The sequence below is a fragment of the Paraburkholderia sp. SIMBA_054 genome (genome assembly GCF_046534875.1).
Taxonomy (GTDB): domain Bacteria; phylum Pseudomonadota; class Gammaproteobacteria; order Burkholderiales; family Burkholderiaceae; genus Paraburkholderia; species Paraburkholderia hospita.
On the sequence record NZ_JAWRXV010000366.1, the window covers coordinates 1 to 358 of the forward strand.

1 protein-coding gene is annotated in these 358 nt (G+C 52.5%); it reads left to right on the forward strand.

Annotation, left to right across the window (positions count from 1 at the left end):
* Nucleotides 1-19: 19 nt before the first annotated feature.
* Nucleotides 20-358, forward strand: a 339-nt coding sequence (locus SB822_RS55515; protein ID WP_410858900.1) for a peptidyl-prolyl cis-trans isomerase, incomplete at its 3' end; no start/stop codon positions are given.

Below are 358 nucleotides of genomic sequence, written 5' to 3' on the forward strand. Positions count from 1 at the left end.
GTACCGGAAAATAACCTATGTGAAGCTGGAGCCGGCTGATATTGCAGATCCGTCTGCCGTCACGCAGGACGAAATCAACGAATACTATGAAAAGAACAAGGACCGCTTCAGCACGATCGAAAAGCGTACTATCGAGCAGTTGAGCTTTGCCGATGATGCCGCAGCTGAAGCTGCCCAGCAGAAAATTGCCGCTGGAACGAGCTTCATCGATATCGGCAAGGAACAGGGCAAAACAGAAGACGACCTGAAGCTTGGCACGTTTGAGAAATCCGCTATTCCTGATCAGGCAGTTGCCGATGCAGCTTTTGCACTGGCAGAGAATGGCGTGAGCCCGGTGGTGAAGGGTGGCTTCGGTCCT